The 24,782-nt window shown below is 71.0% G+C and carries 10 protein-coding genes; 4 read left to right on the top strand and 6 right to left on the bottom strand.

Annotation, left to right across the window (positions count from 1 at the left end):
* Nucleotides 1-11: 11 nt before the first annotated feature.
* The 4 genes from ABZ725_RS50145 to ABZ725_RS50130 all read right to left on the bottom strand — a co-directional run bounded on the left by ABZ725_RS50145 (nt 12) and on the right by ABZ725_RS50130 (nt 14,636).
* The gene (locus ABZ725_RS50145; RefSeq protein WP_358809063.1) at nt 12-10,616 is read right to left on the bottom strand and encodes a LamG-like jellyroll fold domain-containing protein; all 10,605 of its coding nucleotides are present in this window, start codon (nt 10,614-10,616) and stop codon (nt 12-14) included.
* 138 nt (nt 10,617-10,754) lie between these two features.
* Nucleotides 10,755-12,017, bottom strand: a complete 1,263-nt coding sequence (locus ABZ725_RS50140) for a VWA-like domain-containing protein (protein ID WP_358809062.1) — start codon at nt 12,015-12,017, stop codon at nt 10,755-10,757.
* On the bottom strand, nt 12,014-13,249 hold the full coding sequence (locus tag ABZ725_RS50135; RefSeq protein ID WP_358809061.1) for a MoxR family ATPase: 1,236 nt from the start codon (nt 13,247-13,249) through the stop codon (nt 12,014-12,016). The genes ABZ725_RS50140 and ABZ725_RS50135 overlap by 4 nt, the downstream gene beginning before the upstream one ends.
* 43 nt (nt 13,250-13,292) lie before the next feature.
* Nucleotides 13,293-14,636 carry a hypothetical protein gene (locus ABZ725_RS50130; RefSeq protein ID WP_358809060.1) on the bottom strand — a complete coding sequence of 448 codons (1,344 nt, stop codon included), beginning with the start codon at nt 14,634-14,636 and terminating at the stop codon, nt 13,293-13,295.
* 237 nt (nt 14,637-14,873) lie between these two features.
* Here ABZ725_RS50130 and ABZ725_RS50125 point away from each other — a divergent pair, with 237 nt between their 5' ends.
* Together ABZ725_RS50125 and ABZ725_RS50120 are read left to right on the top strand one after the other, a co-directional pair.
* A complete protein-coding gene (locus ABZ725_RS50125) occupies nt 14,874-15,587 on the top strand; it encodes a Crp/Fnr family transcriptional regulator (RefSeq protein WP_358809059.1) in 714 nt (237 codons plus the stop codon).
* Between the two features lie 550 nt (nt 15,588-16,137).
* The gene (locus ABZ725_RS50120) at nt 16,138-16,818 is read left to right on the top strand and encodes a hypothetical protein (protein ID WP_358809058.1); all 681 of its coding nucleotides are present in this window, start codon (nt 16,138-16,140) and stop codon (nt 16,816-16,818) included.
* On the opposite strand, the gene ABZ725_RS50115 is transcribed toward ABZ725_RS50120, so the two are convergent.
* Nucleotides 16,752-17,960 carry a hypothetical protein gene (locus ABZ725_RS50115; protein WP_358809057.1) on the bottom strand — a complete coding sequence of 403 codons (1,209 nt, stop codon included), beginning with the start codon at nt 17,958-17,960 and terminating at the stop codon, nt 16,752-16,754. The two genes, ABZ725_RS50120 and ABZ725_RS50115, sit on opposite strands and share 67 nt — an antisense overlap.
* Before the next feature lie 160 nt (nt 17,961-18,120).
* Nucleotides 18,121-20,745: a glycosyltransferase family 1 protein gene (locus ABZ725_RS50110; RefSeq protein ID WP_358809056.1), complete on the bottom strand. Its 2,625-nt coding sequence runs from the start codon at nt 20,743-20,745 to the stop codon at nt 18,121-18,123.
* 304 nt (nt 20,746-21,049) lie between these two features.
* Here ABZ725_RS50110 and ABZ725_RS50105 point away from each other — a divergent pair, with 304 nt between their 5' ends.
* Both ABZ725_RS50105 and ABZ725_RS50100 read left to right on the top strand, forming a co-directional pair.
* On the top strand, nt 21,050-22,279 hold the full coding sequence (locus ABZ725_RS50105; protein ID WP_358809055.1) for a S8 family peptidase: 1,230 nt from the start codon (nt 21,050-21,052) through the stop codon (nt 22,277-22,279).
* Between the two features lie 192 nt (nt 22,280-22,471).
* Nucleotides 22,472-24,673, top strand: a complete 2,202-nt coding sequence (locus tag ABZ725_RS50100) for an alpha-1,4-glucan--maltose-1-phosphate maltosyltransferase (protein ID WP_358809054.1) — start codon at nt 22,472-22,474, stop codon at nt 24,671-24,673.
* Nucleotides 24,674-24,782 lie beyond the last annotated feature (109 nt).

Genomic DNA, 24,782 nt, shown 5'->3' with positions numbered 1-24,782 from the left:
CTCGAAGGTTGTTACGGCATGGAGCCGGTCGGCACGGCAACGCCGGTGCGACTATCCGTGACCGTGCCGAGGTTCTTCATGCCCCGCCGCGGACTGTAGATCGAGTTCGGGACGGGCTGACTGAAGGAAATACCAGGGGAACCGTCGGGCATAGTACCCCGGGCCGTGATTTCGAAGGACACCGGAACGGTCCTTGAACCCGCGTAGCGGGGCGTCACCGTGTAGTGCACCACTTGCCCGCTGTCGATGGCGTTCTTCACCTGGCCCTCGTAGGAGTACATGTGGTCCTCGATGCGCCCGTCACCCCTGACTGCGTAATTCGCCTGGCGTGAGCACGTTGCCAAATTCCGCAGATCCGTTCCCGATCCGCTGAGGGCGTCACCGAGCAGATGGCAGGCGTTGATCGACATTCTGGGGCTGAGGCCGAGGTACCCCGCGTACGCCTTGCCCCATTGATAGCCAGCTGGGGAGAGCTTGCTCGTATCGGTTTTGCTTCCCTTGTGCCCGGCAAGGTAGTCGCTGTCCAGGCACGCCTCCACACCTGTGGCCCGGTTGCCGTTCGTGCTGTCGAGATCGCCAAGCTCAACCCAGCCCTCACCGCCGAGACGGCAGTCCCCTCGTGTACGACTGTCTGCCCCTGTCCCATGCCCATCGGAGAGAAGCGCATTCGAAGCCAGGGCTTCGAGCGGAATGAATGCAGCAATCCCAGCGAGGTCCACCATCGCTTGTGCCGTGACCGTGCCGCTGACTCCCTGTCCGGCAGCCCAGATCGCGTCCGTCCAATCCGGCACCGGTGCGGGACGAGTGGGTGCGGTAGTGGGGTTGGGGCCGTTGTTGGGGTTCTGGTCGATCGGCGGCTTCGGGGGCGTCGTCGGGTGGGTCGTGCATGTGCCGTTGCAGCGCTCGTTGACAGAGGTGGAGCCGCCGCCGTGGTGTCCCCCGCCGCCCCTCGATATCGACCCGCCCCCACCACTGCTGTAGGCGGACCTCCCACTGCCACCGCACTGCGCCGTCCAAGGGTGACTGTCGCAGAACAATTCGCGGGTCGACTCGTGCGAGTAGGTGAGGTAGCACGGCATTCCCCAGCAGTCGTCGCCGATGCTGTCGCTGCCCCCGCTGAAAGCGGTGTAGAAGACCCCCAAGGCACTCGGCCGGATCACAGTCATGGCCGCGTTGAAGTAGTCGTTGAGGTTCCAGTTGTGTCCACTGGGGTCTGTACGCAGTAGCGGGCTGCCACCGCCGTACAAGTAGCGGTTACTTCGCCCGGACGGCATCGGATCCAGCTGCCACGTATCCCGTGACCCGAACGCCCCCGTCCCCGGCTGGTACCAGCGGGCCGCCATGTTGACGTCGCCGTTCGTCGGGTCCGTCCAGCCGGACTGGTAGCCGATTGCCGGGGTGGAGCCGGCCGTTGCGGTTTCCTTGCCGAAGGGGTCGTAGGTCGTCGAGCCGGTCACCGATGTGCCGTCTGGCGTCAGGCCTGCGACCAGGTCCGTGTGCTGGTCGGTCAGGGCCCACTGCTTGGTGGTGCCCGTGGAGAGGGAGAGCACAGAGCCCGCAGGTGTGCGGTTGTAGGCCGTTGTGCCGTCGCCTGCGAGGTTGTTGGAGCCTCCGTCGTAGGTGAACGTCGTCGAGCCGTGGGTCTGGACTCGGTCCAGGGAGTCGTACGAATAGGTTGTCGCGCCGTCGGTGATCTTTCGCTCGAAGGCGTCGAAGGTCAGGGAACGGGCGGCCGGTCCGCTGCCCGTGGTGACCGAGGACTGGGTGCCGCGTGCCGTGTACGTGTACGTCGTCGTGCCGTCCGTCAGTTGACGGTTGCGGGCGTCGAAGGTCGCCGTCGCGGAGCCGGCCTTGGTGCGGTTGCCTGCCGCGTCCCACTCGTAGGACGTCGTCGCCGTGCCGTCCTTCGTCCAGGACGTCATGCGGTTCGCGTAGTCGTAGGCGTAGGTGTTGGTGCCCGCGCCTGCCGTGCCCGTCGTCGTCTTCGACGTCAGGTTGTCGTCCAGGTCGTAGCCGTACGTCGTCGAGGCGGCGGTCGTCGTGCCGTTCGCCGAGGTGACGGCGTCCGTGGCCAGGCGGCCCAGGTCGTCGTAGCCGTAGGTGCGCTTGGCGGTGACGGTCTGGCCGGTGGCGTACTGCTCCACGCTCGGGCGGCCCGCCGCGTCGAAGTCGTACAGCAGGTTGTTGCCGGTGATCGAGTCCCGGACGGTGTCGATGCGGCCGGCGGCGTCGTAGGTGTAGTCGGTGGTGCCCGCCGTGGTGGTGCGTTGCGTCATGCTGCCGTCGGCGTTGTACGCGTACGCGGAGGTGCCGCCCGGGCCTTCGGCGGTCAGCAGCGCGCCCTGGTCGTTGTAGGTGTAGGTGTTGCGGGTGAGACCGTCCGCCGTTCCGATCGCCGTCAGGCGGCCGGTCAGGTCGTAACCCAGCGTGCGGGTCGCCGTCGAAGCCTCCGCGCCCGTGCCCGTCTCCTTCGTCAGGCGGCCCAGGCCGTCGTATGTGCGCTCACGCTTCACCCCGCCCGGCAGGAGTTCCGTGACCGCCTGGCCTGCCTTGTCGTACACGGTCGTCCAGGTGCGGTCGGCCGTGTTCGGGTGGGCGGTGGTGGACGGCTCGATCGTCGACTCGGGCAGGCCCAGGCTGTTGAACGTGTAGACGGTCTTGTTGCCGCGGCCGTCCGTCAGCCGGGTGAGGTTGCCCGCCGCGTCGTAGCCGAGTGACGTCGTGATCGACGTCGTCGCGGACACGGGCTCCACCTGGGTCGTCATCCGGCCCAGGGCGTCGTAGGCGTAGGTCGTACGAGCCTGCGTCCGCGCGGAGACCGCCGCCGTGCGGTGGCCTTCGACGTCGTACTCGGCAGCGGCTGTGCGCAGCGCGGTCGTGCCGGTGCCGTAGTCGCTCGTCGCGGTGACGTCGCCGAGGGCGTCGTAGGCCGTGGTCGTGCGGCGGTTGGTCGCGTCCGTGGTCTCGGTCCGGCGGCCCAGGCCGTCGTAGTCGAGCTTGGTCGTACCGGCCGGGTCCGTGATCGTCCTCGGCTCGCCGGCCGGGTTGTAGGTGCTTCTCGTGCTGATGCCCGCCGGGGTCGTCGACGCGGTCTGGTTGCTCGCGTCGTCCCAGGTGTAGCGGCTGACCAGGTTGGCGTTGCTCGGGTAGCGCTCGACGGTGGTCGCCGTCAGCTGCCTGCCCAGTTCGTCGTACGTGGCTTCGGTGCGTGCGCCCATCGGGTCGGTGACCGAGAGCTGGAGGCCGGTGGGGGTCCAGGTGGTGCGGGTGACTCCGCCGCCGTCCGCGCTCTCGGGGTTGAGCAGGTCCGAGTCGGTTTCCGCCGACACCGCCGCCGCGGCGTCGGCCGCCGGGTCCGTCTGGGCGGTCAACTGACCGAACTGGTCGTAGGCGTAGCGGGTGACGCGGCCCAGCGGATCCGTCGCCGTCTGCGGAAGACCGAGCGCCGTGTAAGTGGTGCGCGCTGTCGCCGTCAGAGCGGTCGAGGCACCCGGCGGGGTGTAGTCGGGCAGGGTGACGGCGGTGGTGCGGCCGAGGCGGTCGACCTCGGTGCGGGTCGTCCTGCCGCGGGCGTCCCGCGCGTGGGTGGCCTCGCCGAAGGTGTTGTATCCGGTGAGGGTGGTCGGCTTGGCCGTGGTGGCTGCCGCACCGTTCTCCTCGGTCTGCACGGCCGGGGCGGTCTGCTGCACTGGGCGGCCCAGCCCGTCGTAGCGGTAGGTGGTGGTGTACGCGGCCGGGTCGGCGCCCGTGACGTTGCCGCGCGGGCTGACCGAGGTCAGGGGCAGGCCGCGGTCGTCGTAGGTGCCGGTGGTGATGTGGGTGCTGGTGCCGTCGGTGACGGTCTGCTTGGTGACGTTGCCCGCCGCGTCGTACTCGGAGGTCGTGGCGAGCTTCTTGGTGCCGGAGATCGTCTGCGTCTGTTCCTTGACGCGGTCGTCGCCGTCGTAGGTGTAGGTGGCGGTGCGGTTCAGGCCGGACGGGTCCAGGGCGCTGGTGAGGGTGCGGCCCAGGGCGTCCACCGTGAACGTCCGGGTGGTGACGCCACCGCCGGTGACCTGCTTGGTGAGGTTGCCCGCCGGATCGAAGGTGTCGGACTCCAGCACGATGTCGTGCCGGGTGCCGTCGGACTGGGTGACCTGCTTGGCGGTGGTGGTGGCCGCGAGGCCGTCGTCGTAGTAGGTGTACGCGGTCGTGGCGCCCATGGCGTCCGTCGTGGACGCCAGGCGGCCGGCCGGGTCGTAGGCGTTCGAGACCACCGTCAGGTCGCGAGTGCTGCCGGACGGGTCGCCCGTCCAGTCGTCGAGGACGGTCGTGGCGTGCTGGCCGCGGGCTGTGTAGGTGTAGCTGAAGTGGGTGCCCGCGGCGTCGGTCATGCCGACGGCCCGGCCCAGTTCGTCGTGTTCGTACTGTGTGGTGTTCTGCTCGGCGTCGGTGGCGCTGTCGTTGAGGCCGTGGGCGTCGTAGTGGTAGGTGGCGGCACGTTCCGGGTCGCCGCCGGTGGTGTCCTTCGTCGACTCCGACAGCAGGTTGCCGTCCTCGTCGTAGGCGCGGCTGATCACGGCCGTGTGGGTGACCTGAGTGATCTCGTTCTGCACGCCGGCGCCGGTCTCGGTGACGACATGCGAGGCGGCGTCGTAGGCGTAGGTGGTGCTCACGCCGGTCGGGAAGGTGTCGGAGACCTGCTTCTCGGCGGTCTTCCTGCCGAGTCCGTCGTAGGTGTACGACGTCACCAGCCCTGAGGGCGAGGTGACTTCGGCGAGGTCGCCGCCCGCGTAGTAGCGGTATGACGTCTTCGCGCCGCCCGGTGTGGTCCGGGTCAGTACCAGGCCCGCCGGAGCCGTGCCACCGCCTACGGCGGCCTCGGTGCCCGCCGTGTACGTCGTCGTCGCGGCCGAGGCGTCCGGGCGGGTCACGGTCGTGGGCAGGCCCAGCGTGCTGTAGGCGTACTGGGTGCGGTACCGGGTGTCCTTGTAGTCGGTCGAGCGCTGGTCGCCGACGGTCAGCGGCTTGTCGTTGCGCGGGTCGAGCGGGTCGCTCGCGTTGAGGTAGTACGAGGAGAAGCTCGTCCAGCACGAGTCGGCGTCCCGGCAGGTCGTGCCCGACACGACGTTGCCGCGCGCGTCGTGGCCGGTGACCGTGGCGTGGCCGTTGGGGTCGGTGACGGTGTGGAGGTTGCCGGCCATGTCGTAGGCGTACGAGGTGACCGCGCCGGTGGCGTCCTTCGCCGCGAGGACGCGCTGGCCGTGCAGGGCGTCGTAGCTGGTGGTGCTGGTGCGCTGCTGCGGGTCGGTGACCTTCACGGTGGAGGTCAGGCCGGAGTCGGCGGCCTCGGCCTGGGCGCGGTAGTGGGCGGAGACCTGGTCGGCCGTCAGCGTGCCCCGGTAGAGGGCCGCTTCGTCGAGCTGGCCGTTGAAGTAGTAGGTGGCGGCGGGCAGGTCCATCCAGCCGCCATTGGCGTAGCCGCCGCCGAGGTAGGCGTAGGCGCGGGTCTGGTCGGCGACCGCGCCGTCGATCGAGCCGAGCTTCACGCCGTCCAGGTAGAGGCTCTGGGTGGTGCCGGCCGCGGTCAGTACGACGTGGTGCCATGCGCCGTCGGTGACCGCGCCGGGCGAGGTGATGGGTGTGGCGGACACCCCGCCGGTCAGGTAGAACCGTCCGCGCAGCTTGCCCGCGCCGTCGACGTTCAGGACCGGGAGCGCGGAGGTGGGTGTCTGGCCGACCGCCGCGCTCTGGAAGGCGAGCAGGACTCCCGAGGCGGTCGTGGTGCGGAACCACAGCTCCGCGGACATGTCCGCGGTGCCCGCCAGGGTCGACGCGGGGAGCTGCACGGCACCGCCGCCGCCGAGCTTCACGGCTCGGTCGTCGCCCGCTCCGAACACGCCGGTCTGGTCGAGCTGCGAGGCGGCGCCGGTGTCCGGGCGGAAGGTCGCGTTCATGCCGGGACCGCCGACCTCGCTGCCCAGCGCGGTTCCTTCGTCCTCGCCGAGACGCCAGTAGGCGGCCGGGGCGTCGGCGAGCGCCACGCCGTCGTACTGGTCGCCGCGCCCGGCGACCAGGCTGCGGCGGGCCTGGATGTGCTGGTTGGGGGCGTCCGTCTGGCCCGCGGCCACCGGAACGTACTTCCATACGCCCGAGGTCTGCGCGAACGTGACCAGCGGCTTGTCGTAGAAGGCGACTTCGTCGATCTGGCCGGTGAAGTTGCGGTAGTCCGAGGCCTGGCCGTCCCAGCCGCTCGCCGAGTAGCCGCCGCCGACGAACACGTGGGAGTAGCGGTCCGCCGGAACGCCGGTGGACGTGGTCGCCTGGAGGTCGCCGTCCACGAACAGCGCCTGCATGCCCACGTTGCCGGTGAGCAGGACGTGGTGCCAGGTGTCGTCGGTGAGGGTCTCCTTCGACAGCAGACTGCTTCCGGTGCCCGAGAGTCTGCCGCGCAGCTTGCCGGCGGCGTCGATCAGCAGCATGGGCCGCCAGCCGGTCGGGGTGTCGCCGAGGTCGGCGTCCTGGTTGCTGACCAGCACACCTGGGCCTGCGGTCTTGAACCAGAGTTCGAGAGACATCGCCGTGTTGGCGCCCAGCGACTCCACCGGCATCTCGACCGCGCCGTCGCCGGTGAAGCTCGCCGCGGTGTCGTCGCCGTCGGAGAAGACGCCCGCGCTGCCGAGCCGCGTCCCGTCCAGGTAACTGCCGGCCAGGTCCTCGCCCAGCGGGCTGACGGCTTCGGCGCCGCCGCGCTCGCCCAGGCGCCAGTAGCCGGTCGGGCCGCTGCGCTGGATGGTGTCCGCGTAGGACGAGGAGGTGGTCGAGTAGGCGGGCGCGGACACCTTCCAGGTGCCGCCGTTGTCGTCGGTGTGCTCGGTGAGCCGGCCGCTGACGGTGTCGTACGTCGCCGTGGCGTGCAGTCGGCCGGACGGCAGCGTGACCTTCGTCAACTGGCCGACGGCGGCCCGTGCGGCGTAGTGCTCGGCGACGGTCGCGGGGTCCAGGGTGTGGTCGTAGAAGGCCACTTCGTCCAGCTGCCCCGTGAACGGGTACCAGGCGGCGGCCATGTCCATCCAGCCGCCGTTGGCGTATCCGGCGCCGAGGAAGGCGTAGTCACGGGACTGCTCCGCGATGACACCGCTGATCGAGCCGAGCTTCACCCCGTCCAGGTAGAGGCTCTGGGTGTTGGCTGCGGCCGTCAGCACCGCGTGGTGCCATGCGCCGTCGGTGACCGCCTGCGGAGAGGTGATGGGGATGGCGGACGCGCCACCGGACAGGTAGAAGCGTCCGCGCAGCTTGCCCGCGCCGTCGACGTTCAGGACCGGCAGCGCCGAGGTGGGCTTCTCGCCCACGTCGGCGTTCTGGAAGCTGACGAGCACGCCGGCCGCCGTGGTGGTCTTGAACCACACCTCGATGGTCGGGAAGGCGGACGTCTTCAGTGTGTCCGCGGGCAGTTCGACGACCGAGTCGACGCCGTCGAAGCCCGCGGAGGTGTCCGCCGTGCCCGCGATCGCCGAGCCCGCGCCGAGCAGGGTGTCACGGTGCACCGCGTCGTTCAGGCCGGTGCGCGAGACGGCCTCACTGGCCGCCACGGAGCCCTCGGCCTCGCCGAGCCGCCAGTAGGACGTGGGGGACGAGTCCAGCACGCCGCTGCGGTAGACCGAGCCGGTGGCGTACTCGTACACCGTGCACTTGGTCGTCGACGTCGGCGGGCACACCCGCGTCAGCTGGTCGCCGGTGTAGGCGTACGACCAGGTCAGGCCCGGTGTGTTCGCGTCGATGGCACTGGTGGAGACGGTGGTGACGTGCTGTCCGGTCCAGCCGAACGAAAGGGAGCGGCCCGACAGGTCGTCCGTCACCTTCTTCACCGGACCGCCGGTCGCCGTCTCGTGCGTGATGCTCTGGCTGCGACCCGCGAGGTCGCTGATCTTGGTGAGGACACCGCTCGCGAGGAAGCGGTAGGTGGCCCCGGAGCGTTCCCGCAGGATCCAGTCCGTGGACTGGCGGGCCAGGGTGAGCGAACCGCCGGACGGGCCGGTGTAGGTGCCGTCGGCGTTCTTGCCGAACCTGGCCTGCGAGCCGTCGGACAGGGTGACGAGGACCGACGCGGTGGTCGTTTCCTCGCGCAGTTGCATGTCCCAGCGGGTGGACCAGCCGGTGCCGAACGCCCCGGCGGTGCGCGGGTCCAGGGAGTTGTAGGTGCGGGTGAGCGACAGCTCGGGGCCCACGGTGGTCAGCGCGGCGTCGGTCGCGGCCGTGACGTAGTTGCCGTCACGGGTGCCGATCTCCTTGCCCTCGTCCGCGCCGCCGAGATGGCTGGTCACGGCGGGCTGCGGTACCTGCGTGGTCAGCAGCGCGGCACCGGGTCGGGTGGACGTGGCGGAGCCGTCGTAGGCGTACCCGTACCAGGCGTACGTCTTGTCCCAGGAGAGCCAGCCGGACGGCACCGCCCACTGCTGTGCGTCGCCGCGCGTGCCGGTCTTGCAGTTCTTGCGCAGGTTGCTGCCCTCTACCTCGCAGACCTCGAAGGAGTACTGAAGGGCGGCCTTCGGATAGCGGTCGGCGTCGGTTCCCTTGGCCCACAGCGTCGGGGTGAGGGTGTTCACGGTGATGCCGCTGCCCGGTGACTCCGCCGTGAGCTGCGGCGGGATGTTCACCGCGGAGAGCTTGACCGCCGCTCCCGGCACGCCGGCCGCCGTGAAACGGCTGACACCGACTTCCTCCATCGTCCACTGCACGGTGTAGGTGGCGGGTGTCAGCGGGGCGACCTTCGCGTCCAGCGTGATGGACTCGCCGGGCGAGATGGCCTGCGGCATCGCCGTCCAACGGATCTTGGCGCTGTCGGTGATCTCCTTGCCCGCCGCGTCGAACAGGTTGTACCGCAGCTTGTAGGTGCCGCCCGCGGGCCAGGTCGCCTGCCCCTGGTTGGTGACGGTGACCTTCTCGACGCCCTCGGTGGTGGCGGTGACCGGCGCGGTGAAGTCGCCGAGCGAGTAGGTGGCACCGTACTTGGTCCAGGTGACGTCCAGGCTCGGCTTGCCGCCCGGGTAGTCGTCGGAGCCGAACTGCTTCCAGCTCTTGGAGTCGGTGGCCGACGCCTTCACGGCGAGGCCGTAGTTTTTCTTGCGGGCGTGCGTCCAGTCGTCGACCAGCTTGCGGCCGGCGGCGCCGAGCTTGATGGTCTCCCACGCGGCACCGCAGGACCAGGTCTCCGTGCCCGAGGGCCGCCAGCCGTGCGCGAAGCTCTTCGACGCGAGCGAGGCGCCCGTCGAGGGTCCCGGCCACTTCGACGTCGTGGACTCGGCCCAGTTCGAGGTGATCGGGTGCACGGTCACCGGCCGGGCGGTGCACGACTGCGACCAGGTGTTGTACAGCGCGAGGTTGGCGTTGATCACCCACGCGTTCTTCAGGGTGGTCTCGAGCCCCGCGAAGCGCAGGAACGCCGACGCCTTGTGACTGCCGCCGTCGTACGTGCCCACCTTCAGGACCGTGTCCGAGGCGAAGTTGGTGTTGTACGGGTACTCCACATACGTGCCGGAGGTGGCGCCCACGGTCTGCACCGACGGGTCGACGCGTACGGGGAAGACCCGCTCGGGCGCGGACAGCCAGCCCTTGTCGAGCTTGACGACCAGGACCTGACGGCCGGCCTCCACCGTCAGGCTGTAGGTGACGCCGGAGGAGATCACACCCTCGTTGGAATCGCGGGCGAGGTTCGAGTCCTGCATCCAGCCGGCCGGGGTCCAGGCGCGAACGGCGCCCGCGGCGTCGACGAACACCACGTTGCCGTGGCCGTCGAGCTGGGCGGTGAGACCTTCCAGTTCCAGCGGGAAGCGCCACTCGGTGGGCGCGTCGGCGTCCTTGAGGACCAGCGTCTCCTTGACCGAGTCGCTGCCCGCGATGAACTCCACGTCCGAGTCAGGGCGTGCGTTCTCGTAGGTGAGGGTGCTGTCCTCGGCCTGCCCGGCCACGGGGTGTGCGTCGTCCACGCCGTAGCCGACGGAGACACCCTCGTCGACCTGCATCCGCACCACCGGGTCGGCGTCGGCCGTTCCGGCGAACTCGATCTGCGCCTCGGTCGAACCGGTCTCCCAGCCCTCCTCGTCCGCGCTCATCGTGCTGGGCCCCGACGAGTCCTGCGGTATGAGAGTCGTGTCGATGGGCTTCCAGCTGCCGTCCACCGCACGGAAGTTGACCGGCTCCGTGTAGAAGCGGGTGGTGTAGGTGCCGTCCGGGTTGAGATAGGTGCGCTCGCGCTCCGAGCGCTCACCCGCCATCTCCTTGCTGCGCTTGGCGTCGAAGCCCTGCGGAGCGACGGTTGCGGGCGCCTCGACCTCGACGGCGGGTCCGGGCTCGGGTGTCCGGGCGGTGCTGGGCAGGCGTGTGACGCCGTCGGCCTGCTCGGCCGGGAGTTCGCCCCGCCCGGTGAGCGCCCCGTCGCGGCCGCCCTTCGCGGAGGCGTCCGTGGCCTGCGCGGACGCGGTGTGACCGCGCCCCGCGGCGGAACCCCAACGCTGGTCGGGGGCTTCCCCGGAGCCGACGCCCGCGGACTGCCCCACCGCGAAGGCGACTTGGTCGGTCCCGGCCAGCACGGCCAGGACGAAGACAACAGCAAGAACCAGCGAGCGTGCCGGACGCACGGAATCCCCCCACCCAAACGATCACAAGTGGGCAAGTTCTAAAAGATCTCCAAACAAAAGCACAAGATATTCACACGGTTCCCTCAGGTGAAGTGAATATGATCACACGCCAATTCAGCACAGAACACCCTCACTTCGTCACCCCAGCTCCACCACCCGAGCCCACCCCGGCGGCACATCCGGCACGTAGTCGGGGTCGTCCTCGTCGTAGGAATCCGAGCTGCGCGGGAACAGGCCCACCACCGTGCGGCACGGGGGGCGGGTGGTCGGCCAGGGGGTTTGGCCGTCGGTCAGGATGACGACGACGTCCGGTCGGGGCGACAGCCGCAGTGCCTTGGCGAAGCCGGTGCGCAGATCCGTGCCGCCACCGCCCACCAGCGGAATACCCTCCGCGCGGCACAGCGGATGCGCGATCCGGGCCGACGCGTCGCACGGCACCACGGTGACCAGGTCGCGTCGGCCGCCCACGGCCCGGGAGATCGCGGCGACCTCCAGCAGCGCGCTGCCCAGTTCGGCGTCGCTGACCGATCCGGAGGTGTCGACGACCACGCAGACCCGGGGCGGTCTGCGTCGCAGGCTCGGCAGGACCGCGCCCGGGACGCTCGCCGAGCGGCGGGCGGGCCGGCCGTAGCTGTAGTCCTCGCCCGCGCCCGGCCCGGAGGTCGCCGAGCGGACCGCCGCGCCCAGCAGTTCCCGCCACGGCTGCGGCGGATGGAACGCCTCCTCCGCCCACCGCCGCCACTGCTTCGAAGCCCTGCCCGGCCGCCCGTTGATGCCCTGCGCCACCCGGAACCGGACCGCGTCCCGCTCCTGCTCGCTGAGCCCGTGAGCGCCCTCGGGCCCCAGCTCCCAGTCCCGTTCCAGCCCGTCGGCGCCGCTGCCGCAGTCCAGCCAGGAGAACCGGTCGGTGAACCGCCCGAGCCGGAACCGGCTCAGGTACTCCTCCATGAGCTTGCCGTCGGGCAGCCCCATCGACTCGGGCACGACGACGCCCTCGGGCCGGGCCAGTCCGTCGCCGTAGGCGTCGTCGTTGATCTCCAGATCCGCGGCGATGTTCATCCGCAGCCGCTCCCCCGGCCCGGTCAGCCCGCGCTCCCTCGCGACCCGGTCACTGCGCCCGTGGTGGTCGCGCAGCAGATGCGACACCTCGTGCACCCACACCCCGGCCAGCTCCTCCACCGGCGTCCGGTCCACGAACGTCGGTGAGGCGTAGCAGCGCCAGTGCCGGTCCACCGCCATGGTCGGCACCCGGCGCGACTCCACGACGTGCAGGGCGAACAGCGCCGTCGCCAGGTAGGGCCGGGCCCGGGCCGCTTGGAGCCGGGCGGCGAGCAGCTTGTCGAGGTCGAGGTCCAGCGAGGTCTTCGCGCCGAGCGAGGTCTTCACCTCGTGAGAGCTCATCGGGCGGCCTTCTCCAGGTCTGCGACCCTCGCCGCGGCCCGGTCCGCCCGCCGGGACAGGCCGACCGCCCCGGCGAGGCTCTCGATCGAGTCCGGGACGTCCCAGTCCTCCCGGCGCAGACTGGCGAGGGTGGTCGCGGGAACGACGACCAGATCCGGGGCCCCGGTCTCGACGGCCTTCACCAGCAGCGCCCATGCCGCGTCCCAACGGGACCGCTCCGGACGGGCGCGGACGGCCGCCACCACCCCGTCGAGCACGGCCTGCCGCAGATCCCCCCGCTCGGGCAGCTCGGCGCCCGCCGGATCGGCGAGCAGCGTCTCGGGATCCGGGAGGTCCATCCGGTCCAGGCTCGCCAGCAGCTCCAGCCCGGGGCCGTCCCCGACCGTGCCCCGCACCAGCAGGGAGAGCACCTCCCGGGACGACCCGGCAGCGGTCGCGAACGCGACGAGACTCAACGTCATGTCCCAACTGCGCGGCGACGGCCAGGCCCCGCCCCGGCGCGTCTCGCCGCTGGGCAGCCGGTGCACGAGCGTGGGCCGGGCGGCCAGCAGCCCGCACACCGCACGGCGGGCGAAGTCCACGGCCTGCGGCAGTCGCTCCGGGTCGAGCCGGGGCAGGGTGGCCCGGGGCCAGGTCCCGCCGAGTCCGCGGACGACGACCTCGTGGTCGTGGGTCCACTGAAGATGGACGAAGCGGTTGGCGAGCGGCGGGCTCAGCTCCCAGCCGTCGGCGGCCGAGGACCGGGGGTTGGCGGCGGCCACGATCCGTACGCCGGGCGGCAGTCGCAGCGCACCGATCCGCCGTTCGAGGACCAGCCGCAGCAGCGCGGCCTGCACGGCGGGCGGCGCGGTGGACAGCTCGTCCAGGAACAGCAGCCCCCGGCCGGCCCGCACCAGCCGTACCGCCCAGTCCGGCGGCGCCATCGGCACACCCTGCTCGGCGGGATCGTCCCCGACGACGGGCAGCCCCGAGAAGTCGGACGGCTCGTGCACGCTGGCGATGACGGTGGTCAACGGCAGGTCGAGAGCGTCGGCGAGCTGGGTGAGAGCAGCGGTCTTGCCGATCCCCGGCTCCCCCCAGAGCAGCACGGGCAGATCGGCGGCCACGGCGAGGGTCAGGGCCTCCAGCTGGACGTCGGGACGCGGTTCGGTGGTGGAGTCGCGGAGCAGGGTCAACAGATCGGCGGCGACGTCGAGTTGGGAGAGAGGGGCGAGGGGGGTGCGTGTGGGCATGCGTGATCACCTTTGGGGTTGACGAAGAGACGAGTGAGTGAAGTCAGCGACCGAGGGTGTGGCGCGGGTGCGAACGGTGGCCACGGGGACGGTCGGCGGACGGCCGCAGTCCCACCCGGCGCGGTCCGGGCGTGGCCAGCCCGGCGCGGAACAGCCCGTAGGTGATCCGCCGTCGCGCGGCCGCCTCCAGTTCGTCCCGCAGAGCGCCGTCGCGCAGCACCGCGTCGGCCCCGAGCAGCCCCTCGACGACGGCCAGCGCACCGGCGATGTCCCCGTGGACGAGACGTTCCCGGACCCCGGTCAGACAGTCGGGCCGACGATGGGCGTCGTCGATGGCCTGCAGACAGGGCAAGGGCGTACCGGTCAGCGCGACCAGCAGCTCCTCGCGCCGGATCTCGCCGGGTTCGTGGTCGAGCGGGACGAGGACCCCGTCCACGAGCCCGATGCGATGCGTGTCCCCCCGGCACTCGACGAGGCGCGGCCGCCCGGCGCGGTCGTCCGCCCGGAGCGACCCGGCCGCCGCCGGCTCGTGCCCCGGCACCAGCGCCGAGGCGACGAGCGGATGCAGCCGGTCGACGTCGATGGCGCCGGCCCGGATCAGCTCCAGATCGGGCGGCGCCCAGGTGGCCGCGTCGGGCAGCACGGGCAGCGCGGAGCCGTCGCCGCGCGGGGGCGGCTCGGTGATCCGGAACGTGGACGCCCCGACACCGTCGAGGACGAGCCGCTGCCGTTTCCGGAGCCGCACGAGAACGGATGTGGACCGGGTCGTCGCATCGGCCCGCAGCAGGATCTCGGCCTCGTCGGCCCACCGGTCGACGGCACGGCCACACCCGTCCGGCGCGGTGCCGGCCCGCTCGCGCAGCTCGTCCGTCCTGCGGGCGTCCCACAGGTGACGGTGCAGATCGAGCCGAAACCGCCGGTTGGGTTTCGGGTGGGGATGCGGATGGCCGTCGTGGGAGCCGTCCCACACCGCGAGGCTGATCCGCTGCCCGGCGTCGGCCCAGGCGGGCGGGGTCCGTACGACCAGGTGCACCGGCCACTTGGTGTCGTCCCGCCCGGGGCGGTCGTACCGGGCCAGGGCGACGGTCAGCCCCGGTCTCAGCAACCCGTCGGGAGCGACCCGCGGCAGATGCCAGCGCAGCAGGTCGGGAGCGAGGTGCCGCAGGTCGGCTCTGATCCGGGAGGCGAGGTCACGTCCGTGCGCGGCCGCCACGGCACGCAGGTCGAGATCGACGTCGAGGTGTGCGGCGGCGCACGCCCCCGCCCAGTCCCCGGCATGCCGGCGGGCGGTCGCCGTCTCGATCATGGAGGCCGGCACGGCGAACTCGCGCACGCGCGGCCAGAAGGAAAAGCGGGTGTCGTCCCTGTTCGCGGTCGGAGTGAGCATCAGCACTCACCTTGCGCGGACGGGACCCCCGATCTGTGAAGAGAGTGAGTCGTCATCGGCGGGAGCATAACGCGGCCCGAGCCGCCCGGCCCAGCTGTTTTCCATGCATCGGCCCAGCTGTTTTCCAGGCGCCGGCCCAGCTGTTTTCCAGGCACAGGAGTTGGCCTGAAGAACACTCGTCCTTCTCAGTTCGTCCCGGCGCCTGCCATCATCAGGCTGCGTGGAGGGGGAGGACGCATGGGTGAGGCCGAGGCCGTGCCATGGAAAGCCGACCGCACCTGGCCGGCGGGCTCGTACCTGAGCCAGCTCTCCCGGGAGTCGCGCCAGGCGCTCGTCGACGCGGGCACCCAGGTGTCGTACGGCCCTGACGAACTGCTGTTCCGGGAAGGGGACCCGGCGTCCTACCTGCTGGTGATCCGGACGGGCCTGGCGAAGGTGACCGCCTCCTCGGAGTCGGGTCAGGAGACGCTGCTCGCCATCCGCTGCCCGGGGGATGTCATCGGAGAGCTCTCCGCGCTGGAGAAGACACCCCTGCGGTCGGCCACGGTCGCGCCGGCCGGTCACGTGACCGCCTGGCGGGTGTCCCACCGGGTCTTCTTCCGGCTCGCCGAGGACCACCCCGACCTAGGAGCCGCGCTGTTCCGGGTGGTCACGGCGAAGCTGCGCTCGGCGACCGTCGCACGGGTCGAGGTGCACACCTACAGCGTGCGGGTGCGGCTGGCCCGCGTCCTGCTGTCGCTGGCCGATTCGCTGGGCTCCCGGCAGGAGGACGGCATGGTGCTCGACGTGGCCCTGAGCCAGGCCGAGCTGGCCGCGCTGGTGTCCGCCTCGCCGGTCTCCGTCGCCAGGGCGCTGCGGGAGTTCCGCAAGGCGGGCATGCTGGAGAGCGGCTACCGCCAGCTGAAGCTGAGGGACCGGGCGGCGCTGACCGAGGTGGCGCACGGGTCCTGAACGATGTGGCCCGCTACGGGAGATGACGGGTCGACGTCGACGCCGTGACGCGGCGGACGTGGAAGCCCCTACGCCGTCCGTATGACGCCGGGGCACCCCAAACGCAGGCAAAACTGCGGGCTACCACCCCCGCAGCCTGCCTGCGCGGTCACCGGACGAGGGCTCGGCAAAGAGACTCCACCCGATCCGACCAGCCTAGACGCAAGGCCTGCGGCGGAACTATGTCGGATGACATGGTTCGCGGGTCTTGTCGTCTCTTTGCTTTCGGCCCTGCGCGGGTGGCTCCGTCGGGCTTCGGAACGTAGCGTGGGCAGTCGCCCGACGATGTATCAGGCGCGCCTCCTACCAAGGCGCCAGGCGTCGGTCACCCAGCAGGGCTCGGCAACCAGGCTCACAGGAGATCCCGTGACAGCACAACTGTGGACGTTGTTGATCAGAGCGTCGGTAGCGGACGCTGCCATTCCCCCGCCCCGCTCCCCCAGCTCCCCCAGCTCCCTCAGTTCACCCAGCTCCCCCAGTTCCCCTAGCTCCTCCGGTCGGAGCTAGTGGCATGAAGCGCACCGGACACCCGGATTCCGACCGCCCGATCTCCGACCCAGGGAGCCGGGCGTCCGTCGTATACGAGTGTTCGGTGCGGCCGGATCGACTACTGACCGAGCACTTCGACGAGCTCAAGTCGCTCGAGCTGGCGAACAAGGACTTCGTCGTGGCCGGCAGTGCGCCCCTGTTCATCCACGGGCTGCGCGACCATGTCACCGATCTCGACATCGTCACGCGGGAATCCGGCTGGGACCACGCCATGTCCCGGGCCCGGGCCCAGTCGCTCCCCGGCCCCAAGCACGCCCCCCACGGGGACGCCCTGTCCCTGTATTTCTTCGACACCCGGATCGAGGTCCTGAACGCCTGGTTCCCGTCCGTGGTGGGAGAGGTCGACGAACTCATCCGGACCGCGAAGGTCGTCGACGACATCAGATTCCTGACGCTGGAAAACACGCTGATGTGGAAGCGTCATCTGAACCGCCCGAAGGATCGCCAGGACGTCCGCAGACTCGAAGAGGTGCGCCTCCCCCGGCTCCACGCCGGGCGGGAGCAGGGGACGGGACGCAAGGACGCGGACCGGATGACCCTACGGGGAGGTTCGGCTGTCGACCGCCCGCCGACCGGTCAGGTGCGGGACACGACGCCGCATCCCTGGTCGCGGTTTGCGCCGAGCTCATGGCTGCGGTCGTAGGGATCCCTCGTCGGCCCGGTCGGAGCGGCGCCCGTGGGCTCGGCCTCGGCCGCCGTCGAGAACTCGGGGTGGAAGTAGCCGTCATATACGTCGCAGGCGGTGTTTCCGGCCTCCTCCTCGTAGTTCCTGACGGTGATCGTCCCCGGGGTGACGAGGTACTTCGTGGGATCGGAGAGCTCGATGTCGAGGACGCGACGGACGATGGTGCGGGAGACCTCGGTCGAGCCCTGGGCGGCCTGCACCAGCGGGTAGACGAAGGTGTAGTCGGCGTGCACGGCGACGGAGGCCTGCTCACCCGCCTTGAACGTGATCCGTCCCCGGGTCTTGACCACGTCACCGGCCGGCCGCACCTCGGCGGGGTCGAAACGGCTGAACATCGCCAACGGGTCGTGTTTCTCGTCGGGCTTGCTCAGTGAGGTGTTCAGCAGACCGACAAGTTCCGTCTGCCGGGGGTCGATCACCGCGAACGCGGTCTCGGGACGTCCGCCGCGCAGGGTGACGGGGTCGAGATTCGCGTCGACCAGAAGCTTTTTGGTCAGTTCCAGCGCCTGCGCCACCTGGGCCTTGGACAGCGATCCGACGGGCTTGGCCGCAGGCAGAACGATGCCGGCCGCACCGTCGGCCCACTGCAACGCCGGTGAGCCGAGGAACGGCTGCTCGATCGTGGGCTTCTCGGCGTCCACCGCACCGGGCGCGCCGGTCGGAGCCGCGGTCTCGGCGGGCAGCGGCGACGCGGCGGCCTCCGGCTCACCGGCGCCGAAGGGATCTCCGGGAATCAACGAAGGCCGCATGGCGACGACGGCCAGAACCACCACGAGGGGCAGCCCGAGGAAGACCCAGAGCCGCCGCCGCTTCCGAGCGGCCCTGTCGGCCACATCCTGCCCGGCGGGCCCGGTGCGCCACCCCTCGGGCGCCTCCCCCCGGGCCTCCTGCTGCCGCAGCCGCTCGGTCACCATCCGCGCCCGCGCGGACGGCTCCTTCGGAGCGGAGGCAGGTATCTCACGCTCACTGTCCTGGAGGAACTTCGCCCACTCCGCATCGGATATGGAGCTCCCGGAGCCGGACGACTTGCCGTCCCCGCCCCCGTCTCCATCCCCCTGCGCCGAACCGGATATGTGCTCATCGGACGGTCTGTCAGACACCTGCCGTCGGCCTTTCTGCGCGTCGATTGCCGGGCGGTTCAGCCTATGTCAGCCCGGTTCGGGCGGGACACGGGTTTGCGCCCCACCGCAGAGCGACCTGCGAGCGCGCGGGCGCCGTGGTGCACAACGCCCGCGCGCCGAAGAACCGGCCGAACCGGCCCTACCGCAGCACCACCCCCGCCCCCTCCACCACGTCCTCCGGCGGCACCGCCACCACCCCCAGCTCCGCGCCGGAGGCGAGGAGACGGTGGGTCGGGAGGATGCGGACCGTGTAGCCGTAGGGGCCGGTGCGGTCGAGGGAGAGGGGGCCCTCGTAGGACCAGCGGCCCTCCAGGTCGGGGCCGCCTGCCGGTTTGAGGGGGACCGTCGTCGCGTCCGTGATGTGGTCCTCCTCGTCGACCCGGCCGGAGACCGCCTGGACCTCGACGTCGTCGGGGGCCAGATCGCCGAGGCCCACGCGGACGCGCAGGGCGAGGGTGGTGCCGAGTTCGGCGGTGGTCGTCGCGACCGAGGTCTCGACGTGGTCGACCGTCACCGCGTGCCAGGCCGCGCGCACCCGGTGCTTCCAGGCGGCGAGATCGCGGGCGACGTCGGGGGTCATGGTGCGGTGGGCGTGGGCCGCCGGGGTGTAGAGGCGTTCCACGTACTCGCGGACCATGCGGCCCGCCAGCACCTTCGGGCCGAGGAGGGTGAGGGTCTGGCGGACCATCTCGATCCAGCGGTCGGGCAGGCCGGACCGGCCGCGCTCGTAGAAGCGGGGGGTGATGCGCTGTTCCAGGAGGTCGTAGAGGGCCGCCGCCTCGATGTCGTCGCGGTGGTCGGGGTCGGTGCCGGCGCCGTCGGCCGTGGGGATCGCCCAGCCGAAGTCGGGCTGGAACCATTCGTCCCACCAGCCGTCCAGGACGGAGAGATTGAGACAGCCGTTGAGCGCCGCCTTCATGCCGGAGGTACCGCAGGCCTCCAGGGGACGCAGGGGGTTGTTCAGCCAGATGTCGCAGCCGGGGTACAGCTTCTGGGCCATCGCCATGCCGTAGTCGGGCAGGAAGACGATGCGATGGCGTACGCGCGCGTCGTCGGCGAACCTGACCAGTTCCTGGACCAGGCGTTTGCCGCCGTCGTCCGCCGGGTGCGCCTTGCCCGCCACCACGATCTGGATGGGGTGCTCCGGGTGGAGGAGCAACTCCGTCAGTCGGTCGCGGTCGCGCAGCATCAGCGTCAGCCGCTTGTAGGACGGGACCCGGCGGGCGAAGCCGATGGTGAGGACGTCCGGGTCCAGGGCGCCGTCGATCCAGCCCAGCTCCGCCGTGCCCGCGCCCCGCTGCCGCCAGGACGCGCGCAGCCGCCGCCGTACCTCCACCACCAGTTGCTCGCGCAGATCGCGGCGCAGCTCCCAGATGTCCTGGTCGGGGATGTCCGTGACGGCGTCCCAGCGGTCGGAGCCGCCGACGCTCAGGGCGTCCTCGGCGCGTTCGGCGCCGACCTGGCGGGCGCCCAGGCGCAGCACCTCCGGGGCCACCCAGGAGGGGGCGTGCACACCGTTGGTGACGGAGGTGATCGGCACCTCCTCGGGGTCGAAGCCGGGCCACAGGCCGGAGAACATCTCCCTGCTCACGCGGCCGTGCAGCAGCGACACGCCGTTCGCGCGCTGGGCCAGGCGCAGGCCCATCACGGCCATGTTGAACAGGTTCGGCTCGCCGCCCGGGTACGTCTCCATGCCGAGGCGCAGGATGCGGTCGACGTCCATGCGCGGCAGTTCGGCGTCGGGGCCGAAGTGCCGGGCGACGAGCGCGCGGTCGAAGCGGTCGATGCCGGCCGGGACGGGGGTGTGGGTGGTGAAGACCGTCCCGGCGCGGACGGCTTCCAGCGCCGGGTCGAAGTCCAGGCCGGCGTCGGCGAGTTCGGCGATCCGCTCCAGGCCGAGGAAGCCCGCGTGGCCCTCGTTGGTGTGGAAGACCTCGGGCGGGGCGTGGCCGGTGAGGCGGCAGTACGTCCGCACCGCCCGGACACCTCCTATGCCCAGGAGCATTTCCTGGAGGAGGCGATGCTCGCTGCCGCCGCCGTAGAGCCGGTCGGTCACCCCGCGTTCGCCGAGGTCGTTCTCCTCGACGTCCGAGTCGAGCATGAGGAGCGGGACGCGGCCGACCTGGGCCAGCCAGATCCGGGCGTGCAGCGACTTCCCGCCGGGCAGGGCGAGGGAGACCCGCGCGGGGGTGCCGTCGTCCTCCCTCAGGAGGGTCACCGGCAGCTCGTTGGGGTCGAGGACGGGGTAGTGCTCCTGCTGCCAGCCGTCCCGGGAGAGCGACTGGCGGAAGTAGCCGTGCCGGTAGAGCAGGCCCACGCCGATCAGCGGCACACCCAGGTCGCTGGCCGCCTTGAGGTGGTCGCCGGCGAGGATGCCGAGGCCGCCGGAGTACTGGGGCAGCGCGGCCGTGATGCCGAACTCGGGCGAGAAGTAGGCGACGGCGGCGGGCAGCCCGGCGGTGGGGGGCTGTGCCTGGTACCAGCGGTCGCCGGTCACGTAGTCGTGCAGGTCGTCGGCGGCGGCGGTCAGCCGGCGCAGGAAACGGCGGTCCTCGGCGAGTTCGGCGAGGCGTGCGGGGCGCACGTTGCCGAGGAGTCTCACCGGGTCGCCGTCGGCGGTGGCCCAGCGTTCGGGATCGACGGACTGGAAGAGGTCGCGGGTTTCCGCGTGCCACGACCAGCGCAGGTTGCGGGCCAGGTCGCTGAGTGGCCGGAGGGGGTCGGGGAGGAGGGGTCGGACGGTGAATCGACGGATCGCCTTCACATTCCACCTCGGCGTGCGTGAGGAAGAGACGCACGGCGGTGTGCGTCACGTCTTTCGTAGAAGGTACCGGCGTCGGCGTCGGCATCGCTGGGGGCTGGCCGCCCCCGGACCCCCGCTTTTCGGCCTGAACGGCCTCCCCCTCGATCGCCGGACGGGCCGAAGCGGCCTGCCGCGGCGCTTTCCGGGCAAGGTCGGGTGCGCCACTGGAAGGCCTAAAAAATACCCTTTCACCCTCGCAGGCCACCTTGTGGCAGTTCGCCCCGCACGAGAGGCTGTAGCCGAGTCGAGGAGGGGAACTCGAGCCATGGCAGGGACGCGAACACGGCGTCTGCGCCGGGCGGGGGGCCTGACCGCGGTCGTCGCGACCGTGGTGCTGTCGGCCGTCACCCTGCCCGCGCACGCCGCACCGGAGGGGAAGTCGCTCGCCGCACGGAACGGGCTGATACTCGGCGCCGGTCTGCCCGGCACCGTCGGCGGAAGCTATCTCGTGACGCTGAAGGGGGACATGAAGGCGTCGTCGGAGGCCGGACGACGGCTCGTCAGAGGGTACGGAGCCACGATCAGCCACACCTACGGCACGGTGCTCAACGGGTTCGCCGTCGAGGCCGACGAGAGACAGGCGCGGCGGCTGGCGGCCGACCCGGAGGTGGCCTCGGTCGTCCAGGACACCCGTGTGACGCTGGACGTCGTCGGGAGGAACCCGCCGTCCTGGGGGCTGGACCGCGTCGACCAGCCGAGCCGGCCGCTGGACAGCAGCTACAGCTGGCCGAAGTCGGCGGGCGCCGGCGTCACGGTGTACGTGATCGACACCGGCATCCGGATCACCCACGCCGACTTCGGCGGCCGGGCGAGGTACGGCTGGGACTTCGTCGGCGGTGACCGGATCGCCTCCGACGGCAACGGACACGGCACGCACGTCGCCGGCACCGTCGCGGGCGCGAGCCTCGGCGTGGCCAAGAAGGCCGAGGTGGTCGCGGTGCGGGTGCTCGACGACTCCGGTGCGGGCACGACCGCGCAGGCCATCGCGGGCATCGACTGGGTCACCCGGCATGCGCACAAGCCCGCGGTCGCCAACCTCAGTCTGGGCGGCGGTTACAACGCGGCGCTGGACGCCGCCGTGCGCACCTCCATCCGGTGCGGCGTCACCTACACCGTCGCCGCGGGCAATCTGGGGCAGCCGGCCGCCCTGCACTCCCCCGCCGATGTGCGGGAGGCCATCACGGTCGGGGCCACCGACCGCAAGGACGCCAGGGCGGGCTTCTCCAACTACGGTTCCGCTCTCGATCTCTTCGCGCCGGGCGTGTCGATCACCTCCGCGTCGTACGCGAGCGACACCGGCCGGGTGGCGTACTCCGGTACGTCGATGGCGGCGCCGCACGCGGCGGGCGCGGCCGCGTTACACCTCGCCGACCATCCGCGGGCCACACCCGCACAGGTCGCGAGGGCGTTGGTCGCGGGAGCCTCGAACGGCAAGGTCTCCGGCCGGGGGCTCGGTTCGCCGAACAAACTCCTGCAGGTCCCACCCTTCCGGTGACGGAGCGCCAGAACCGGCCCCGTTTCCCCGCGAACGGGGCCGGTCTTGTGTGTAGACATACGCGCGAGTAGTTAACAAAGTGCCGGATTGCTCACCCGAATAGGGTGGAAGGCTCCTCCGGTACTCCCTCGCAGGACCCCCTCCCCACCACATCCATCCGCCTACCCCCCGTTGATGCGGACAGGAGCGGTCATGCCAGCCAGGCACCACCCGTCAACACCCCCGACGACCCGCCCCGAACAGGCCCAGAACGCCGAGCACATCGAGCACGTCGAGCACATCGAGAACAGCAAGCACGGCAAGCGCGGCAAGCGCATCGAGAACGCCGAGCGTGCCGGGCACGCCGAGAAGATCACCCCGACCCCCGATCCGCCGGCCGCCCCGGAGCGATCCTCCTCGGGCGGCGGCAGCTCCACCGTCGGGCGCATACCCGTCCTCGACGTCCGCCCACTGGTCCAGCAGGGGCGCCGGCCCGCCAAGGCGGTCGTCGGCGAGACGTTCGAGGTCTCGGCGACCGTGTTCCGGGAGGGGCACGACGCCGTCGCCGCCAACGTCGTCCTGCAAGATCCGCACGGCAGGCCCGGTCCGTGGACGCCGATGCGCGAACTCGCCCCCGGCACCGACCGCTGGGGCGCGGACGTCACCCCGGACGCGACAGGCCGCTGGACGTACACCGTGGAGGCGTGGAGCGATCCGGTCTCCACCTGGCGGCGCCACGCCCGCATCAAGATCCCCGCGGGGATGGACACGGAGCTGGTCCTCGAAGAGGGCGCGAGTCTCCACGAACGGGCGGCCGCGGCGGTGCCGAAGGGGCCCGACCGGGTCGTGCTGCGGGCCGCGGTCGACGCCCTGCGCGACGAGACCCGCCCGCCCGTCTCCCGGCTGGCCGCGGCGCTGACGCCGGAGGTCGACGCCGTGCTCGGCCGGCGCCCGCTGCGGGAACTGGTCACCGCCTCCGAACCGCTGCCGCTGCTCGTCGAGCGGGAACGCGCCCTGTACGGGGCCTGGTACGAGTTCTTCCCCCGCTCCGAGGGCACCCCCGAGCGCCCGCACGGCACCTTCCGCACCGCAGCGCGCAGACTGCCCGCGATCGCCGCGATGGGCTTCGACGTCGTCTATCTGCCGCCGATCCACCCCATCGGCACGACGTTCCGCAAGGGCCGCAACAACACCCTCGACCCCGGTCCCGACGACGTCGGCGTGCCGTGGGCGATCGGCTCGCCGGAGGGCGGGCACGACGCCGTCCACCCGGAGCTGGGCACGATCGAGGACTTCGCCTGGTTCGTGGAGCGGGCGAGCGAGCTCGGGCTGGAGATCGCCCTCGACTTCGCCCTGCAGTGCTCCCCGGACCACCCCTGGGTGCAGAAACACCCCCAGTGGTTCCACCACCGGCCCGACGGGACCATCGCCTACGCCGAGAACCCGCCGAAGAAGTACCAGGACATCTATCCGATCGCCTTCGACGCCGACATGGACGGCCTCGTCGCCGAGACCCTGCGCGTGCTGCGGCACTGGATGTCGTACGGGGTGCGGATCTTCCGCGTCGACAACCCGCACACCAAGCCGGTCGTGTTCTGGGAGCGGGTCATCGGGGAGATCAACGCCGCCGACCCGGACGTCGTCTTCCTGGCCGAGGCCTTCACCCGGCCCGCGATGATGCACACGCTCGGCCAGATCGGCTTCCAGCAGTCCTACACCTACTTCACCTGGCGCAACACGAAGCAGGAACTGACGGAGTACCTCACGGAGCTGTCGGGGGACGCCGCCTCCTACATGCGGCCCAACCTCTTCGCCAACACCCCCGACATCCTGCACGAGTACCTCCAGCACGGCGGGCCGGCCGCCTTCGCGATCCGTGCCGTGCTCGCGGCCACCCTCTCCCCCACCTGGGGCGTCTACAGCGGCTACGAACTCTGTGAGAACGCTCCCCTCAAGCCGGGGAGCGAGGAGTACCTCGACTCGGAGAAGTACCAGCTCAAACCCCGTGACTGGGACACCCCCGACACACTCGCGCCCCTGATCACGAAGCTCAACGCGATCCGGCGGGCCGGTCCCGCCCTGCGGCAACTGCGCGACCTGCACTTCCATCCCACCGACAACGAAGCGGTGATCGCCTACTCCAAGAGGAGTTCGAGGACGAGCGGTTCGAACACGGTTGTGGTGGTCGTCAACCTCGACCCCCACCACACCCAGGAGGCCACGGTCTCGTTGAACATGCCACAACTCGGCCTGGACTGGCACGAGTCGGTGTCGGTGCGCGACGAGCTCACCGGCGAGACCTACCACTGGGGCAGGGCCAACTACGTGCGCCTGGAACCGGGCACCCGGCCCGCGCACGTACTCACCGTCCTGCGACCGTCCCACCCGCAGATCGGAGGGTCACCCACACCATGAGCGTCAACGAACCTGTTCCGGACACCTTCGAGGACACCCCCGCCAAGGACCGCGACCCCGAGTGGTTCAAACGCGCCGTGTTCTACGAGGTCCTCGTCCGCTCCTTCCA

The organism is Streptomyces sp. NPDC006872, assembly GCF_040635845.1.
Taxonomy (GTDB): domain Bacteria; phylum Actinomycetota; class Actinomycetes; order Streptomycetales; family Streptomycetaceae; genus Streptomyces.
This window is presented reverse-complemented; position numbering and strand designations above follow the sequence as displayed.